Genomic DNA, 15,709 nt, shown 5'->3' on the forward strand with positions numbered 1-15,709 from the left:
AAGATGGCGACTGTTTACGACGTTCCCGGTGATTTGCTCGTTGAGAGGGTTGCCCAGAAGCTCAAGGAGATGGAGGCCATAAAGCCGCCCGAGTGGGCCCCGTTCGTCAAGACCGGCAGGCACAAGGAGCGCCTTCCTGAGCAGGAGGACTGGTGGTACTACAGGGTTGCCAGCATCTTCAGGAAGGTCTACGTAGACGGGCCGGTCGGCATTGAGAGGCTCAGGACCTGGTACGGCGGCAGGAAGAACCGCGGCCACGCCCCGGAGCACTTCTACAAGGCCGGCGGGAGCATCATAAGGAAGGCCCTCCAGCAGCTTGAGGCTGCTGGCTTCGTCCAGAAGGTTCCGGGCGAGGGAAGGGTCGTCACCCCGCAGGGCCAGAGCTTCCTCGACAAGATAGCCACCGAGCTCAAGAAGGAGCTTGAGGAGCAGATCCCCGAGCTCAAGAAGTACTGAGCTCGGCCTTTTTTCAAACCTCTGTCCCTTCTGTCAGCTTTCTATGTCAGGGAAATGTTTTTGATGGTCACCCCGGAGTTTTCTATGGATCACGTTGATACTCCGAACGCTACCCTGTGGTGAGGATATGCCGCTGAGAAAAACCCTCGCGGTCTTTGCCGTGCTGTACCTGCTCACCCTTCCATACGTGAGTGCGAGGGAGTTCCGTCCGGGTTCTGTAACGGCCATCTCCAACGGTGAGGACGCTTTCCTGCTGGTCACTTGGTGGCTCTATGACTATCAGTGCCAGTGTCCCGGAACCGAGCCGTGCTGTTCTCCCGCACCGGTCTCCGCGTGGATTGACATCTACCACTTCAACGGCACTTCCCTGAGCTACGTTGGAAGATCGGGATACGCTGAAGATATGCCCGTTGCCTTCGTACCTTCGGGTTTCTCCGACCTGCCCGCCAACGCCTGGCTCGTCTTCAACGGCACCCACGTGTTCTGGTTCATGCCTGAAGAAAGGTGCGTCCGAACACTGGGTGAGCTCCGGCAGGGTTCCGGAAGCGTGAGACTTAGCCCCCCGACGTTTACATCGCCCACCGCAACGGGACGTTTGAGATTTACCGCGTTACCGAAGACTCTTTCTTTAGAGCAAATGAACCTTCCGGGGAGCACGTTTCCTACGTCCCGCCCACGTTCGACGTTAGCACTTCCGGCCAAAGCCTCGTGATAGAGGGGGACGGGGAACGGTACGAGATACCCCTCGCGGAGCTGGAGAAATATTACCCTGGGCAGGGCATCGAGCATCTCGCGGCGGTTCCGGTCGCCGGTGGAGTGCTCATCTACTACGTTCCCGGTCATCACTTAGACAACAGCTTGACCCCGATTGAGAACCCCTCCGAAGTTCCATTGCTCTTCTATCGCGGCGAAAGTCTCACGGTGTATACCTTCATAGAACCCGCTTATACGAGGCCGTCAGCTTCTTGGCCCGGGTGGGTCAGTTTCAGTCATCCTCAATGTTCCGACAGCTCTGAACCCTCCAGAAATTTCACAAAGGTGGTGTGGCTCACCGTGGCAATCCTCGGGGCGGGAATTCTCATCTGGGCCGTGGGGAAAAGGTGAAGCGGGGGAACGCAAAGCCTTTTAACCCCCTCCCCAATCTTAACCCGGAGGTGAGGGCCATGGCCGAGGACATTGAGGAGATCAGGAAGCGCAAACTCATGGAGCTCCAGAGGAGGTACCTTGAACAGCAGAAGGCCCAGGAAGAGGCCATGAGGCAGGAGATGGAGCTTGAGGCCCAGCTCGATGCGATAATGAGAAGAATCCTCACGCCGGAGGCCAGGGAGAGGCTCGGAAGGGTCAAGCTCGTTAAGCCAGAGCTCGCGAGACAGGTTCAGCTCGTCCTCGTCCAGCTCTACCAGGCCGGTCAGATACGCGAACAAATAGATGATGCCAAGCTGAAGAGGATCCTGGCGCAGATAGACGAGAGAACGAGGAGAGACTTCAGGATTAAGTGGTGATCCCGGAAGGTGCCTTCATGGATGCCAGAGAGATAGTCAAAATACTGGACGAGAAGGGAGAGGTCAGTCTCGAAACCTGGAAGGCCGTTTCGGTTAAGAAAAACAGGGACGGGACGGTTGATGTCCTTTACAAAAACCTCCACGTCGGTACTGAGGACGACCCCGTGTTCCTCTGGATTTACGCCAACATAGTTGAGGAAGACTGGGACGTCCGGGTTCTGGAGAGGATAACGTTCAAGCGCGAGGATCTTGCCTGGCTACTCCGTTATGTGGTGAAAAAAGGCGAAGGTTTATAAGGGCTTTATAAAATAGCCGGCCGGTTGGGGGTGTTGGAGTGAGCAAGCGTAGGGTCTGCCCGGTGTGTGGTTCAACGGAGTTTATATACGACCCGGGTCGGGGAGAGGTCGTCTGTAAGGTTTGCGGTTATGTCATTGAAGAGAACGTCATCGATATGGGGCCCGAATGGAGGGCATTCGATGCGAGCCAGAGGGAGAAGAGGGCGCGCGTTGGTGCCCCGGAGAGCATTCTTCTGCACGACAAGGGTCTTTCGACCGACATCGGCATAGACAGGAACCTCTCCGGACTTATGCGCGAGAAGATGTACAGACTTAGAAAGTGGCAGTCCCGCTTGAGGGTAAGCGATGCGGCCGAGCGTAACCTTGCCTTCGCTTTGAGCGAGCTGGATAGAATAGCCTCACAGCTCAAGCTCCCGAGGCACGTCGAGGAGGAGGCCGCTCGTCTCTACCGTGAGGCTGTCAGGAAGGGCCTCATAAGGGGGCGCTCCATAGAGAGCGTCATAGCAGCGTGCGTTTATGCCGCCTGCAGGCTTCTGAAAGTCCCGAGAACCCTCGACGAGATAGCCGACATCTCACGCGTTGACAAGAAGGAGATAGGAAGGAGCTTCCGCTTCATCGCCAGGAACCTAAACCTCACCCCGAAGAAGCTCTTCGTTAAGCCTACGGACTACGTGAACAAGTTCGCCGACGAGCTCGACCTCAGCGAAAGGGTCAGGAGGAGAGCGGTCGAGATACTGGAAGAGGCCTATGAGAGGGGCCTGACCAGCGGCAAGAGCCCCGCAGGTCTGGTTGCCGCCGCGCTGTACGTTGCGGGCCTCCTTGAGGACGAGAAGAGAACCCAGAGGGAAGTCGCGGAAGTTGCCCGCGTCACGGAAGTCACCGTCAGGAACCGCTATAAGGAGCTCGTTGACAAGCTCAACCTCAAGATACCGGTCTGATCCGATCTTAAAATTGGGTTCGGAGAGGGATAACCTGAAGGGCTGACCTCCTCCCCGCCCTGAAGGGCGAGGCTTGAAAGATAAAAATGTCAGCCCACCCCGAACCAGCTTTCAAGCGTTCTCTGCTTTCCGCTTTTCACGGCTTTCTTCAGCCTCTCAAGGCCGTTCTTAACGCGCTCCTCGCTGAAGTCGTGCTCGTCGCAGAGAAACTTGAGGATCCCCTCCTCGTCCGGCTCGCGCCACTTGAGCTCGTACTCGTCCGTGACAGGTGGGTTGAGGAAGAACTCCTTTATCGCGTAGAGGTCAACCTCGCTCTCTTTCTGGTATTTCTTGAGCGGGTCTTTGCTCCGCTTAACGATAGTGAGGGCTTTCTTCGGGCCGATCCCCTTTATTCCACCGGGGTTGTAGTCGGTGCCGACTAGGATCGCCATCTCAATAAGCTTCTCCCTGTCGATGCCAAGGGCCCTGAGCACCGCCTCCAGAACAACCAGTTCCGGTTTGACATCGACGTAGATGTTCTTGCCTGGTAGCTTCCTCCTGCCGGTTATTGTCACGTTCCTCACGAGCCTGGGGGCCCCAAACAGGAGGGAATCATAGTCCTGGCTCGCGGAGGCATAGACCTTCTTTTTGGCAGCCATGTATGCCGCCTGGGCCTCACCCTCGCTAGGCGCCTGTATAACCGGGATGCCCATCAGCTCAAGGAGCCTCTTGGCGTCGTTTACCAGCTGCTCGTTCACCCTTGTAGCTCTCATGGCGTACTTCTTGGCCTCCTCTAAGTCACCCCTCTCAAGGGCCTCGTACCACTTTTCCTCAGCCTCTTTCCTGGCCTCTCTCCTCTTTTCTATCTCCTTCCTCTTGAACTCCGGCGGCTTGCCGTCGAAGACGTAGGCCGGCTTTATACCTGCCTCCATGAGGTTTATCGTGCGATAGAACAGGCCGCTGAGGTGGGAGGTTATCCTCCCGCGGGAGTCCATGAGGGGGGTACCGTCCCTCTGCCTTATGGTTGAGAGGAACTGGTATATCGCGTTGAAAGCGTCTATCGCGATCTTTCTCCCGTACAGGTTCTCAAGCTCTATATCTTTCCTCGGCACGAGCTCGCCTATCTGTACTCCCATAACCACCACCTAAAAAGAGTTGGGGAGGAAATATTTAGCCTTTGCCTCAGCCTACCGGATTGCTCCTCATCCCTCAGGGAGGGGAAGGGTCATCATCGGCCCTCGCCGTGCTCTATCAGGAACTGTTCGTGCTGAGTGATGCGCTTCCTCTCCTGGGTGTATATCCATCCCATGACCAGTATGAGGGCCGCCATGCCCATGAGGGTGGTCCACTCGAACTTGCTGTAGTCGAGGGTTATGACTATTTTCCTCACTATCGCCAGAACGCCGAGCTCAACGACGTTCCTCATGCTGACGTGGTGCTCCCGGACGTACATCGCCAGCAGCTCGAATATTTCGAGGAATATTATGATGAGCACAATCTGGTGGAGCACCGTCTCGACGTCGAAGTTCCTGAGGGAGGTCACAAGCAGGTTCCAGGTTAGATATATGACGTATCCCATGGTCAACGTGCCGAGGGTCATGACGACCATGTCAAAGAGCAAGTTGAGCCATCCCATGATGACGCCTTCCACGGCCGCCGGATCGCGCCCCATTTTAACCCCCGTATTCTGCAAGGGGCACCACCAGAAAAGCCTTTCGGGAGGGGCACTGATGGGAGGGGCTGTGATGTCATGGAGGTTTGTGGTCAGTGATGGCCTAAAATGGCTATGACTGCTTTTTCCGGCTTCCCAATCTTTGGTGGCAAACTTTTGGTTCTTTTAACGTCCGTCGAGCCTGTTATCGTCAAAAAGAGAGGAGAAAGGTTATAACCTGTTTCACGGACGTGAAACTGTAACTCTCATCGGAGTGAGGTGATAGGAATGGACAGGAATATTGAGGCACTTTTTAGGCCCAGGAGCATCGCCGTCGTTGGCGCTTCTGAGAAGCCAGGTAAGATAGGCTACGCAGTCATGAAGAACCTCGTGGAGTACGGCTATGAGGGCAAGATCTACCCCGTGAACATCAAGGGGGTAGAGATAGAGATAAACGGAAGGAAGTTCAAGTCCTACAGGAGCCTCCTTGAGATACCTGACGAGGTGGACATGGCCGTCATAATTGTCCCGGCCAAGTTTGTCCCGCAGGTCGTTGAGGAGGCAGGGAAGAAGGGCGTTAAGGTTCTCCCGATAATCAGTTCTGGCTTTGGAGAGCTCGGTGAGGAGGGCAAGAGAATAGAGCAGCAGCTCGTCGAGACGGCACGGAAATACGGCATGAGGATCCTCGGCCCCAACATCTTCGGCGTCGTCTACACCCCGGCCAAGATGAACGCCACCTTCGGTCCGACCGACGTCATGCCCGGAAACCTGGCCCTCATCAGCCAGAGCGGTGCACTGGGAATAGCCCTTATGGGCTGGACTATCCTCGAGAAGGTCGGCCTTTCAGCGGTTGTCAGCGTCGGAAACAAGAGCGACATTGACGACGCTGATTTACTCGAGTTCTTCAAGGAGGACGAGAACACCAAGGCGATACTCATCTACATGGAGGGCGTCAAGGACGGAAGGCGCTTCATGGAGGTCGCGAGGGAGGTCAGCAAGGAGAAGCCGATTATCATCATAAAGGCCGGAAGGAGCGAGCGCGGTGCTAAAGCAGCTGCTTCTCACACCGGTTCGCTTGCCGGTGCCGACAGCATCTACACAGCCGCCTTCAAGCAGAGCGGCGTTCTCCGCGCCCTCACCATCGGCGAGGCCTTTGACTGGGCGAGAACGCTCAGCAACCTTCCGGAGCCGGAAGGCGAGAACCTCGTCATACTCACCAACGGCGGTGGAATCGGAGTTATGGCCACCGACGCGGCCGAGGAGGAGGGGCTGCACCTCTACGACAACCTCGAAGACCTCAAGGTCTTCGCCAACCACATGCCGCCCTTCGGAAGCTACAAGAACCCGGTCGACCTCACCGGTATGGCAGGTGCCGAGAGCTACGAAGGAGCGGTGAGGGACGCCCTTGCCCACCCGGAGATGCACGCCATAGCCGTCCTTTACTGCCAGACGGCTGTGCTCGACCCGCGCGACCTCGCCAGGATCGTCATCCGCGAGTACAACGAGAGCGGCAGGAAGAAGCCTCTCGTTGTTGCCATCGTCGGCGGCATAGAGGCCAAAGAGGCAATAGACATGCTCAACGAGGAGGGCATTCCGGCCTATCCGGAGCCGGAGAGGGCGATAAAGGCTCTGGCAGCGCTCTACCGCTGGAGCAGGTGGAAGGCCAAGCAGAGGAGGGAGTGACTTTCTTTCCCTCTTTGTTCAATCTTTTACTCCGAAAAGTTTTTTAGCAAGTTTGCGCGATTCTATCCTGAGGGTTCCATGAGGCGTTCCATGCTGGTACTGGGTGTCATTCTTGTTCTCCTGGGTGGCCTGTTCCTCGCGAGGGATTACAGCTCCAGCCCCGCCTGCACGTGCGCCCGTATGGTTCCTGCGGCCATTATTAACGCCACGATTTTCAACGTCACCAACGGCGGTGAGGTGAACGGCTACGTTCTCGCTTTTAGGGCTCCCATAGACCTTCCCGCAGTCACGGTCACCGATCCGGAGACGGGACGCTCCACCGAGTACCACAGGGAGGGCGAGCTGTATGTCCCTGTCGGGGCTCCCCTTCCCTTCGGTCGCTTTCAGATAAGTAGCCTTGGAAACGTGACGGTTGAGGTCCACTGGCAGGACCCACGCACCACCGTGGTGCTTGACACCCCCTCACTTAAGCCCGTGCCCGGAGGTTTTGAGTACGTCCAGACTACCGAGTACCCCCTCTGGTCGGGCATTTACGCGGAGATCCATGACCCGAGAGGAGTCATTAGAATATCCCCGAACGGAACGTTCGAGATAGTCCTGACCGACGAGTCCCTGAAGGTTGCCTCGATCAACAAGACCCTCCTTGGCACCCCGCGGCTCCTGAAGCTCGTGTACTCCTCGGAACAGCCCTCGAAGCTCTGGCTAGATGGCTACGTGGAAATCGACGGAAGAAGGGTCGGTTACACCCACGGCATCTCCGTGGGTAGGGACGAGCTGGTGGAGTTTGAAAAGGGCTTCAAGTTCTCCTCGATGCTCCTCTACGGCCACTATCCCCCGGGAAACGAAACCGCGGAATGCACGGTAACACACAGTATCGGACCTGCAGGGCCGCTCTTCCTGGCCCTCGGCCTGCTGCTGATTTTCGCCGGCGTTCTCTGGAAGGGCTAAACCTTTTCAACTTTCCCCTCCATTGATTCTCGGTGGTCCCATGCTCATAGCCATCATCTCCGACATCCACTCCAACTGGGAGGCCTTTCAGGCCGTCTGGAAGGAGATAAAGAGCGCCGACGCAATCCTATGCATGGGTGACCTTGTCGGTTACGGGGCGAGCCCAAACGAGGTCGTAGAGTTCGTGAGGAAGCAGATGGAAAAAAGGGTCTTCCTCTGCGTCAGGGGAAACCACGACAACGCGGTGGCATTTGGCCTCGACTGGGGTTTCAACCCCTACGCGAGGCAGGCCGTAAGGTGGCACCAGCGCGTGATGACGATCGAGAACCTTGAGTTCCTGAGGCGCCTTCCGGTACGACAGCTCTTCACTGACGACGGGGGACGGAGCTATCTCCTAATCCACGGCTCCCCTAGAGCACCCCTAGACGAGTACCTCTTCCCCTGGCTCCCGGATAGCGAGTTCAGGGCCGTTCTAAGCTACGTTAAGCAGGACGACCTCCTCGTCGGCCACACCCACGTCCCTATGCTCAAGCTGGTTGGAGAACGGCGGATAATCAACCCTGGCGGCGTCGGCCAGCCAAGGGACGGCGACTGGCGGGCGGCCTATGCGCTAATAGACACCGACGAAGAACCGCCTGAGAACGTCGAGTTCCGCAGGGTGGAATACGACGTGGAAGAGGCGGCGAGAAAGATATTGGAGGCGGGCCTCCCGCGGTTCCTCGCGATGAGGCTGTACGAGGGATATTAGGGCCCTTCTGGTGATTTTGGAAGCCCATCTTCAGAAGAGGCCTGTGGGGGTATGGGTATCCTCCTGAGCTTAGACTTGACGGCGAGCTTGTTGGAGTCTATTATGATGACCTCACCGATGCTTTTAACCGCGCTGATCGGGATGAGGAGCAGGCCCTCGTGGTCGGTAACGAACTCGCTGGTGTCGAGGTCTTCGTCAGGCTCGGCGACTATCACGAGGATATCGCCGGTCTCCTCGTCAAAGCTGAGGTCGTAGACCCAGCCGAGCCTTATTCCTGTGTCAGTAATCAGCTCGACGTCCCTAAGCTTGGAAGCCATTATCTTGACCATCTTCTCCACCCCTGGGTTTAATCGTGTAGGCTCTTGGACACCAACGTATAAAACTTTTTCCGAAAAAGGAGGAAGTCAGAAGGTGTAGTAATCCGGACCCTTTGCACTCTTCTCTGCCCGGGTCTTTCTGCTCTCCTCGAAGTTCCTGTAGTATTCGAGCATGTAGGGGGTTATGCTCGGGCGGACCTTCTTCATGGCCTCCTCGAAGTCCCTCCTCGACACTCTGAGCTTACCGAGGAACTCCTCGCTCTCCTCCTCGACGAGCTCGGCAGGCAGCTTTGCCATTATCCTGCGCATGGCTATGAGTGCCGCCTCCCTCACAAGGGCCTCTATGTCCGCTCCGGAGTAGCCCTCGGTTCTCTTGGCAAGCTCGCGGAGGTTCACATCTTCCGCCAGCGGGACGCGCCTCGTGTGGACTTTCAGTATCTCCAGCCTGGCCTTTTCGTCCGGGGCTGGAACGAGTATGAGCCTGTCGAACCTGCCGGGCCTGAGCAGAGCTGGATCAAGGATGTCCGGCCTGTTGGTTGCAGCTATGACAACCACACCGCTGTTCCTCTCTATACCGTCCATCTCCGTTAGGAGCTGGTTGATGAGCCTGTCGGTAACGCGGCTCACGTCACTGCCCCTTGCCGGGGCTATTGCGTCTATTTCGTCTATGAATATCACCGTTGGCGCCGCCTGCCTCGCCTTCCTGAATATCTCCCTCACACGCTTCTCGCTCTCACCGACCCACTTTGAGAGGACTTCGGGGCCGCGGATGCCTATGAAGTTGGCCTCGCTCTCCGTTGCAACGGCCTTGGCGAGGAGTGTCTTACCCGTTCCCGGCGGGCCGTAGAGCAGGATTCCCTTCGGTGGCTCTATTCCGAGCCTCTGGAAGGCCTTTGGATACTTGAGAGGCCATTCTACCGCTTCCCTGAGCTCCTGCTTGACGTCCTCAAGGCCGCCGATGTCTTCCCAGCGGACGTTGGGCATCTCTATCAATACTTCCCTGAGCGCTGACGGCTCCACCATCTTCAGGGCCTCATAGAAGTCGCTCTTCCTGACGCGGAGCTCCTGGAGAACTTCTGGTGGGATTCTCTCCTGCTCCGGGCTTATCTTGCCCTCGTTGATGAGCCTCCTCAGGACGACCATAGCCGCTTCTCTGGCCAGAGCCGCCAGGTCAGCCCCAACGAAGCCGTGCGTCTTCTCGGCTATCTCTTCAAGCATCCTGTCTATCAGCCGGCCCCTAACCTCTGGATAAATCTCCCCTTCGCTCTTTAGGGCCTCCTTAACTTCCTCGTCGCTCTTCGCAACCTCGACCCTCTCGATGAGCCTCTCCAGCTTTGCCCTCTCAAAGGTCTCCCTCTTCATTAGCTCCCTAAGAACCTTGAGAACGGTTGCCTTGTCGTAGTCCGGCTCAAGGGGCATTCCTCTTGTGTGAATCTGCAGTATCTCCTTCCTGCCCTGCTTATCCGGGACGCCGACTTCAATCTCCCTGTCGAACCTACCCGGCCTCCTGAGGGCCGGGTCGAGGGCATCCGGCCTGTTAGTCGCCGCTATGACTATGACCTTGCCCCTGCTCTTGAGGCCATCCATCAGCGTGAGCAACTGGCTTACAACGCGCTTCTCGACTTCCCCAACGACTTCTTCCCTCTTCGGGGCTATGGCATCAATTTCGTCTATGAAGATTATGCTCGGGGCGTTCTCCTCGGCCTCCTTGAATATCTCCCTAAGGCGCTCCTCACTCTCACCGTAGAACTTGCTCATTATTTCTGGTCCGTTGATGGCTATGAAGTGGGCGTTGGCTTCGTTTGCCACAGCCTTGGCGAGGAGTGTTTTACCCGTTCCCGGCGGGCCATAGAGGAGCACTCCCTTCGGAGGCTCAATTCCGAGCCTCTCAAAGAGCTCGGGGTGCTTGAGTGGCAGTTCAACCATCTCGCGGATTTTTTGAATCGCGTCGCTCAGACCGCCTATGTCCTCGTAGGTGACCTCAGGGATGGCCTCCTCGCGTATCTCAACCGCCTGCGGGAGAACCTCGACCTCGGTGTTGTAGGTTATCTGGACGATGCCCTTAGGAACCGTGTTCACGACGACGAACTTCAGCTCTCCGAAACCGAGGGGCATGGCCTCGAAGAGTCCCCTGAAGAGCTCCTCAAATGGGGAGCCCCCGTAGTAAGTCTCGCCCCTGCTGCTGGCGACTATAAGGTCTCCCTTCACAACGGGCCTTCCGAGGAGGTTGCCCTTCACCATGTCGCCGGGGATCTGTATGAACACTCCCCTCTGGGCCGGGGCGAGAACGACCTTCTTGGCCTCCTTAACTTCGGCCTTTGCGACGGTGACGTAGTCGCCTATGCTGACGCCGGCGTTCCTCCTTATGTAGCCGTCCATCCTTATTATGTCCAGCCCCCTGTCGTCAGGGTGGGCGTTTGCCACTATGGCCGCTGTGGAGCGCTCTCCAATGAGCTCCACTATGTCGCCGGGCTCAACGCCGAGCTGGCGCTGATACTTCCTGTCGAAGCGGACTATCCCCCTGCCTACGTCCCTTTTGAGGGCCTCGGCAACGCGGAGCTTTATTTTCTCATACTTCTCCTCTTCCCTACCAAAAATCATCTTGAACCCCTCCTTTTTCTCCTCTGTCTCTCTATGGCCTCCTCAAGGGTGAGGTTACCCATGGCCACGTCTCGGGCCAGTTCGGATGAGATGGTTATCGTGCCGCTCACCTCACGGCTTCTCCTCTTTATGTCCTCTATCTCCTTCTTCGTCGGTTCCTTGACCTCAAGGAGCTCGCCGATTTTAACCTCCCGCCCCTCACGGAGGCCTATGTTTATGGCCGCCACGATGTCCTGAACTTGGGAAACCTCTATCCCCCCGACTTTGGGGGTCGTTCTCGATTCGTTGACGACGGTTATGGGGTAATCGTATCCCAGCAGGTCGGCGAGGGCTTTTAGCATAAGCACCCGCTGCCTCTTCGCCCCGTGTCCGATTTTGATTTTAGCGCCGGGATACTTCTCCAGCAGGTCGAGGATTACGCCAACGTCCCTGGGATTCTTCAGATGGTGAACCTCTATCACGCGGTTATCGGCGACGACGCTCAGGCCGGGCCTCTCCCCGGGGTCGATGGCTATGTAAACCCTTTTAAACTTCTCTCTCCCCTCGAGCTTGGCAAGGAGCTCGTCTATGAAGTTCTCGTCCCTCACGATGACCTTGATGGGAAAGTCTATATTACCGTAGTCTTCCTCTCCGGTCAGCACCACTTCGACGTCGAAGGGTATCTTATCCCCCACCCTGAGGCTATGGAAAGGTATCCTGTACTCCTTCAGAACCTTGGTCGCGGTGTAGTACACCCGCGCGTTGCTCGTTACTATCGCTACCCTCATGGTTTCTGATACGTCTCCACAATTAAAAACCTTTCTAACAGTTCTAATCAAAAATTTTGGCCACGAAAGGCTTTAATTCTGTGGAAAAAAGTTTATAAGCCATTATTGGCAAGTAGAAAGGGGGATCGGGATGCAGCCTCCTAAGAAAAAGAAGAAGGTCGAGGAGTTTGAGGAGGAAGAGCTCTTCGAGGAAGAGGAGGAGTGGGAACTCGAAGAGGACGAGTTCGAAGAGGATGACTGGGAAGAGGAGTGGGAGGAAGAAGACTGGGAGGAAGAGGAGGAGTGGTGAGTTAAACGTTTTCTTTTACGCAATCCATTTATAGAACCGTGTTCTCTTTTCTCCCGGTGATAGAATGGCGTTCCTGAAGGTGGTTCCGCTCGAAGAGGCTCTCAAGGTTATAGACTCATTTCCGCTGAAGCCAGAGATTGAGGAAGTTTCCCTCGAAGAAGCTCTCGGCAGGGTTCTCGCTGAGGACGTAGTCTCTCCAATAGATGTCCCGCCATTTGACAGGGCAACCGTCGATGGCTACGCCGTTAGGGCCGAGGACACGTTCATGGCGAGCGAGAGCGAACCGGTGAGGCTGAAGGTTATCGGTGAGATAAACGCAGGAGATACGCCAGCAATGGAGCTCAAGCCCGGTGAGAGCGTTTACATTTCCACGGGCGCGCCGCTACCCGAGGGTGCCGATGCGGTAATACAGTTCGAGGACGTGGACAGGGAAGGCCAGGAGGTCATCATCTACAAGCCGGCTTATCCTGGGCTCGGTGTCATGAAGGCCGGAACCGACATCCCGAAGGGGAAGGCTCTTCTCAAACGAGGGACTAGGCTGACCTTCAAGGACACCGCCCTCCTGTCCGCTGTGGGAATTGCCGAGGTTCCTGTCTTCCGAAAACCCCGGGTGGCAGTTATAAGCACCGGAAACGAAGTAGTCCTCCCCGGGACGGAGCTGAGGTACGGGCAGATATACGACATAAACGGCCGCGCCATAGCGGACGCGGTTAGGGAGCTCGGTGGGGATGCCCTCTTCCTCGGCATTGCAAAGGACGACCGCGAGAGCCTTAAGGCTCTCATCGAGAAGGGGATTGAGTGCTGTGACATAGTGCTTCTCAGCGGCGGTGCGAGCGGTGGAATAAGGGATCTAACCAGCTCGATAATCGAGGAGCTCGGTGAGGTGAAAATCCACGGCATAGCGATTCAGCCAGGAAAGCCAACGATAATCGGCCTAATCAACGGAAAGCCCGTCTTCGGCCTTCCGGGCTACCCGACCAGCTGCCTGACTAACTTCACCCTGCTCGTCGCCCCCCTCCTGAGAAAGCTCCTCGGGAGGGAGAGCGAAGTTCGGAAGGTCAGGAAGAGGCTCGCCCACAAGGTCTTCTCCGTCAAGGGGAGGCGTCAGTTCCTGCCGGTCAGGGTAGAGGGTGAAAAAGCGGTGCCGATACTCAAAGGGAGCGGGGCCGTTACGAGCTTCATAGAGGCCGACGGCTTCATTGAGGTGCCGGAGAACGTGGAGATACTGGAGGCTGGTGAAGAGGTGGAGGTTACGTTTTTCGGTTGACTTCGTCGCCCCTCCAAATCCCCCATCAAAACCTTTTTTAAACTCCTCCTCATTCTTTTCCCAGGTGGAAGACTATGCTGGACATAAAGCTCATCCGTGAAAATCCCGACCTCGTGAAGGGCGACCTCATAAAGCGCGGCGAGCTTGAGAAGCTCAAGTGGATAGACGAGATTCTGGAGCTCGATGCCAGGTGGCGCGAGAACCTGAAGAAAATCAACGCCCTCAGGAAGGAACGCAACCAGCTGGCGGTTCAGATAGGCAAGCGCAAGAAGGCTGGCGAACCGATAGACGACCTCCTCGCGAGGAGCAACGAGATAGTGAAGCAGATTGAGGCCCTTGAGAAGGAAGTCGAGGAGCTGAGGGCAAAGATAGACTACTACCTCTGGCGTCTCCCGAACATCACCCATGAAACCGTTCCTATTGGCAAGGACGACAGCGAGAACGTTCCCATAAGGTTCTGGGGCAAGGCGAGAGTCTGGGAGGGCTTCCTTGAGAGCTTTAAGGAGCAGAGCCTCGGAAAGATGGACTACGAGGTTCTTGACTGGAGGCCGAGGCTTCACGTTGACATGCTGGAGCTCCTGAGGGGAGCAGACCTTGAGAGGGCCGCGAAGGTCAGCGGTTCGAGGTTCTACTACCTCATGAATGAGCTCGTCATCCTCGACCTGGCGCTGCTCCGCTTTGCTCTCGATAAGCTCATCGAGAAGGGCTTCGTCCCAGTCATACCGCCGTACATGGTCAGGCGCTTTGTAGAAGAGGGCGTCACGAGCTTCGGCGACTTCGAGGACGTCATCTACAAGGTCGAGGGTGAAGACCTCTACCTAATCCCGACCGCCGAGCACCCGCTCGCTGGAATGCACGCCAACGAGATAATAGAGGGGAAAGACTTACCGCTGCTCTACGTTGGAATAAGCCCGTGCTTCAGGAAGGAGGCCGGAACGGCAGGAAAGGACACGAAGGGAATCTTCCGCGTTCACCAGTTCCACAAGGTCGAGCAGTTCGTCTATTCGAGACCAGAGGAGAGCTGGGAGTGGCACGAGAAGCTCATAGCCAACGCCGAGGAGATATTCCAGGAGCTTGAGATTCCCTACCGCGTTGTGAACATCTGCACCGGCGACCTGGGCTATGTGGCTGCGAAGAAGTACGACATCGAGGCCTGGATGGCAGGCCAGGGCAAGTTCCGCGAGGTTGTCAGTGCGAGCAACTGCACCGAGTGGCAGGCGAGGCGCTTGAACATCCGCTACCGCGACAAGACCCACGAGAAGCCCAAGTTCGTCCACACGCTCAACTCGACGGCCATAGCAACCTCAAGGGCGATAGTGGCGATACTTGAGAACTTCCAGACCGAGGAGGGCGTCGTAAAGCTCCCGAAGGCCCTCTGGAAGTACACGGGCTTCAAGGAGATTCTGCCGGCCCACATGAAGGAGAGGTGCTGTCAGGATTGAGCACTTCTTTTCTATCTTGTTATCTTGTATTGACTTTTTTATATTCCACCGCGCTCCCTTACCTTTCTCCTCACGTTCGGGTCGCGGTCGGCTATCACCTTCAGCGCCTCCTCGAAGCTCATCCAGTCCGGCACTTCCTCGTTGATGTAGATGCCGGTCCTTCCGATGGCGTCCCTTCTCGTCAGAACGTGGACGCGCTCGGTAATGATGTCTATGCTCACTCCTAAAACTCTCGCCACCTCGCTCTCCCTTCCAACGACCTCCCTCTCGATGTGTCCCTCCTCGGTGGGCACTATGAGTATAAGCTTCTTGTTGACGCCGGGGACGCGCTGCCTCGTTTTCACGCCCCAGATGTCCACGGTTCCGCCCCACCTGTAGAACTCAAGCTCCCTGTCGGTGGGGTCAATTAATGGAAAGGTAACGGTTGTTTCCTCGTCTATCTCGATGACCCCCTTGATGAGGTGCCAAGGGGTGGCCATGACTATCTTTCTCCTGCTCACAAGCCCCTCAAGGGCGAGCTCGATCAGATAGCTCGGCACCCGGTAGGGTATAAAGATGTCCACGTCACTGTCCCGTCTGACGTCCCCCCTGGCGACACTCCCGTAGAGCTGGGGGTCGAACTGCTCCAGTCTCTCCATTATTGCCAGGGCCTTCTCCCGCTTTTCCCACAGGTAGCGCCAGCGCTTTGGGGAGTAGACGACCTCCCTCTCGTCCCATACCTTTACGACTTTCTCCCGCGGCATCGGTGATAGTTGGGGAGAAAGCTTAAAGCCCTACCGATAGCGTTTTATATGTGGCCCTGACTAGTTGGGGTGGTGAAAGAAA

The 15,709-nt window shown here is 56.7% G+C and carries 18 protein-coding genes; 12 read left to right on the plus strand and 6 right to left on the minus strand.

Features of this window, described 5'->3' with window-relative positions; genetic code table 11:
* Positions 1-3 precede the first annotated feature (3 nt).
* The 6 genes from E3E36_RS01860 to E3E36_RS01885 all read left to right on the plus strand — a co-directional run bounded on the left by E3E36_RS01860 (position 4) and on the right by E3E36_RS01885 (position 3,192).
* On the plus strand, positions 4-456 hold the full coding sequence (locus E3E36_RS01860) for a 30S ribosomal protein S19e (protein WP_167893719.1): 453 nt from the start codon (positions 4-6) through the stop codon (positions 454-456).
* A 127-nt stretch (positions 457-583) separates the two neighbouring features.
* Complete coding sequence (locus E3E36_RS01865) at positions 584-1,168, plus strand: hypothetical protein (RefSeq protein WP_167893720.1); 585 nt, start codon at positions 584-586, stop codon at positions 1,166-1,168.
* A complete protein-coding gene (locus E3E36_RS01870) occupies positions 1,165-1,560 on the plus strand; it encodes a hypothetical protein (protein WP_167893721.1) in 396 nt (131 codons plus the stop codon). Before E3E36_RS01865 ends, E3E36_RS01870 begins: the two co-directional genes overlap by 4 nt.
* A gap of 59 nt (positions 1,561-1,619) precedes the next feature.
* Complete coding sequence (locus tag E3E36_RS01875; RefSeq protein ID WP_167894699.1) at positions 1,620-1,958, plus strand: DNA-binding protein; 339 nt, start codon at positions 1,620-1,622, stop codon at positions 1,956-1,958.
* Positions 1,959-1,975: 17 nt separating this feature from the next.
* Positions 1,976-2,254, plus strand: coding sequence for a hypothetical protein (locus E3E36_RS01880; RefSeq protein WP_167893722.1), 279 nt, complete (start codon positions 1,976-1,978; stop codon positions 2,252-2,254).
* Positions 2,255-2,292: 38 nt separating this feature from the next.
* Entirely contained in the window at positions 2,293-3,192 is a 900-nt protein-coding gene (locus E3E36_RS01885; RefSeq protein WP_167893723.1) for a transcription initiation factor IIB, read from the plus strand.
* Positions 3,193-3,281: 89 nt separating this feature from the next.
* Here the strand turns inward: E3E36_RS01885 and fen are convergent, their stop codons facing one another.
* Positions 3,282-4,307 (minus strand): flap endonuclease-1, encoded by a 1,026-nt coding sequence (gene fen / locus E3E36_RS01890; RefSeq protein WP_167894700.1) that lies wholly within the window; start codon positions 4,305-4,307, stop codon positions 3,282-3,284.
* A gap of 92 nt (positions 4,308-4,399) precedes the next feature.
* Positions 4,400-4,843, minus strand: coding sequence for a phosphate-starvation-inducible PsiE family protein (locus E3E36_RS01895; RefSeq protein ID WP_167893724.1), 444 nt, complete (start codon positions 4,841-4,843; stop codon positions 4,400-4,402).
* Between the two features lie 267 nt (positions 4,844-5,110).
* Between E3E36_RS01895 and acs the strand changes: the two genes are divergently transcribed.
* From acs to E3E36_RS01910, 3 genes are all read left to right on the plus strand, one after another.
* Positions 5,111-6,505 (plus strand): acetate--CoA ligase alpha subunit, encoded by a 1,395-nt coding sequence (acs, locus tag E3E36_RS01900; RefSeq protein ID WP_167893725.1) that lies wholly within the window; start codon positions 5,111-5,113, stop codon positions 6,503-6,505.
* A 78-nt stretch (positions 6,506-6,583) separates the two neighbouring features.
* A complete protein-coding gene (locus E3E36_RS01905; protein WP_167893726.1) occupies positions 6,584-7,453 on the plus strand; it encodes a hypothetical protein in 870 nt (289 codons plus the stop codon).
* Positions 7,454-7,493: 40 nt separating this feature from the next.
* The gene (locus E3E36_RS01910; RefSeq protein WP_167893727.1) at positions 7,494-8,201 is read left to right on the plus strand and encodes a metallophosphoesterase; all 708 of its coding nucleotides are present in this window, start codon (positions 7,494-7,496) and stop codon (positions 8,199-8,201) included.
* Here E3E36_RS01910 and E3E36_RS01915 read toward each other — a convergent pair.
* From E3E36_RS01915 to E3E36_RS01925, 3 genes are all read right to left on the minus strand, one after another.
* Positions 8,198-8,530, minus strand: coding sequence for a PRC-barrel domain-containing protein (locus tag E3E36_RS01915; protein WP_167893728.1), 333 nt, complete (start codon positions 8,528-8,530; stop codon positions 8,198-8,200). The genes E3E36_RS01910 and E3E36_RS01915 overlap by 4 nt on opposite strands.
* Positions 8,531-8,605: 75 nt before the next feature.
* A complete protein-coding gene (locus tag E3E36_RS01920; RefSeq protein WP_167893729.1) occupies positions 8,606-11,119 on the minus strand; it encodes a CDC48 family AAA ATPase in 2,514 nt (837 codons plus the stop codon).
* Positions 11,116-11,886 carry a hypothetical protein gene (locus E3E36_RS01925; protein ID WP_167893730.1) on the minus strand — a complete coding sequence of 257 codons (771 nt, stop codon included), beginning with the start codon at positions 11,884-11,886 and terminating at the stop codon, positions 11,116-11,118. Before E3E36_RS01925 ends, E3E36_RS01920 begins: the two co-directional genes overlap by 4 nt.
* A gap of 130 nt (positions 11,887-12,016) precedes the next feature.
* On the opposite strand from E3E36_RS01925, the gene E3E36_RS01930 reads away from it, so the two are divergent.
* From E3E36_RS01930 to serS, 3 genes are all read left to right on the plus strand, one after another.
* Positions 12,017-12,175, plus strand: coding sequence for a hypothetical protein (locus E3E36_RS01930; protein ID WP_167893731.1), 159 nt, complete (start codon positions 12,017-12,019; stop codon positions 12,173-12,175).
* Positions 12,176-12,239: 64 nt separating this feature from the next.
* Positions 12,240-13,442, plus strand: coding sequence for a gephyrin-like molybdotransferase Glp (gene glp, locus E3E36_RS01935; RefSeq protein ID WP_167893732.1), 1,203 nt, complete (start codon positions 12,240-12,242; stop codon positions 13,440-13,442).
* A 74-nt stretch (positions 13,443-13,516) separates the two neighbouring features.
* Positions 13,517-14,884 (plus strand): serine--tRNA ligase, encoded by a 1,368-nt coding sequence (serS, locus tag E3E36_RS01940; protein ID WP_167893733.1) that lies wholly within the window; start codon positions 13,517-13,519, stop codon positions 14,882-14,884.
* Between the two features lie 38 nt (positions 14,885-14,922).
* On the opposite strand, the gene E3E36_RS01945 is transcribed toward serS, so the two are convergent.
* Positions 14,923-15,627, minus strand: a complete 705-nt coding sequence (locus E3E36_RS01945) for a nucleotidyltransferase domain-containing protein (RefSeq protein ID WP_167893734.1) — start codon at positions 15,625-15,627, stop codon at positions 14,923-14,925.
* Positions 15,628-15,709: the final 82 nt, after the last annotated feature.

Origin of the sequence: Thermococcus sp. M36 (assembly GCF_012027355.1) — an archaeon.
GTDB lineage: Archaea > Methanobacteriota_B > Thermococci > Thermococcales > Thermococcaceae > Thermococcus.

Coding starts and splice junctions, on each gene's coding strand:
- E3E36_RS01915 (WP_167893728.1), bottom strand. CDS start 8,530: ATGGTCAAGATAATGGCTTCCAAGCTTAGGGACGTCGAGCTGATTACT.
- E3E36_RS01920 (WP_167893729.1), bottom strand. CDS start 11,119: ATGATTTTTGGTAGGGAAGAGGAGAAGTATGAGAAAATAAAGCTCCGC.
- E3E36_RS01930 (WP_167893731.1), top strand. CDS start 12,017: ATGCAGCCTCCTAAGAAAAAGAAGAAGGTCGAGGAGTTTGAGGAGGAA.
- E3E36_RS01860 (WP_167893719.1), top strand. CDS start 4: ATGGCGACTGTTTACGACGTTCCCGGTGATTTGCTCGTTGAGAGGGTT.
- E3E36_RS01925 (WP_167893730.1), bottom strand. CDS start 11,886: ATGAGGGTAGCGATAGTAACGAGCAACGCGCGGGTGTACTACACCGCG.
- E3E36_RS01895 (WP_167893724.1), bottom strand. CDS start 4,843: ATGGGGCGCGATCCGGCGGCCGTGGAAGGCGTCATCATGGGATGGCTC.
- E3E36_RS01905 (WP_167893726.1), top strand. CDS start 6,584: ATGAGGCGTTCCATGCTGGTACTGGGTGTCATTCTTGTTCTCCTGGGT.
- E3E36_RS01910 (WP_167893727.1), top strand. CDS start 7,494: ATGCTCATAGCCATCATCTCCGACATCCACTCCAACTGGGAGGCCTTT.
- fen (WP_167894700.1), bottom strand. CDS start 4,307: ATGGGAGTACAGATAGGCGAGCTCGTGCCGAGGAAAGATATAGAGCTT.
- E3E36_RS01865 (WP_167893720.1), top strand. CDS start 584: ATGCCGCTGAGAAAAACCCTCGCGGTCTTTGCCGTGCTGTACCTGCTC.
- serS (WP_167893733.1), top strand. CDS start 13,517: ATGCTGGACATAAAGCTCATCCGTGAAAATCCCGACCTCGTGAAGGGC.
- E3E36_RS01945 (WP_167893734.1), bottom strand. CDS start 15,627: ATGCCGCGGGAGAAAGTCGTAAAGGTATGGGACGAGAGGGAGGTCGTC.
- acs (WP_167893725.1), top strand. CDS start 5,111: ATGGACAGGAATATTGAGGCACTTTTTAGGCCCAGGAGCATCGCCGTC.
- E3E36_RS01875 (WP_167894699.1), top strand. CDS start 1,620: ATGGCCGAGGACATTGAGGAGATCAGGAAGCGCAAACTCATGGAGCTC.
- E3E36_RS01880 (WP_167893722.1), top strand. CDS start 1,976: ATGGATGCCAGAGAGATAGTCAAAATACTGGACGAGAAGGGAGAGGTC.
- glp (WP_167893732.1), top strand. CDS start 12,240: ATGGCGTTCCTGAAGGTGGTTCCGCTCGAAGAGGCTCTCAAGGTTATA.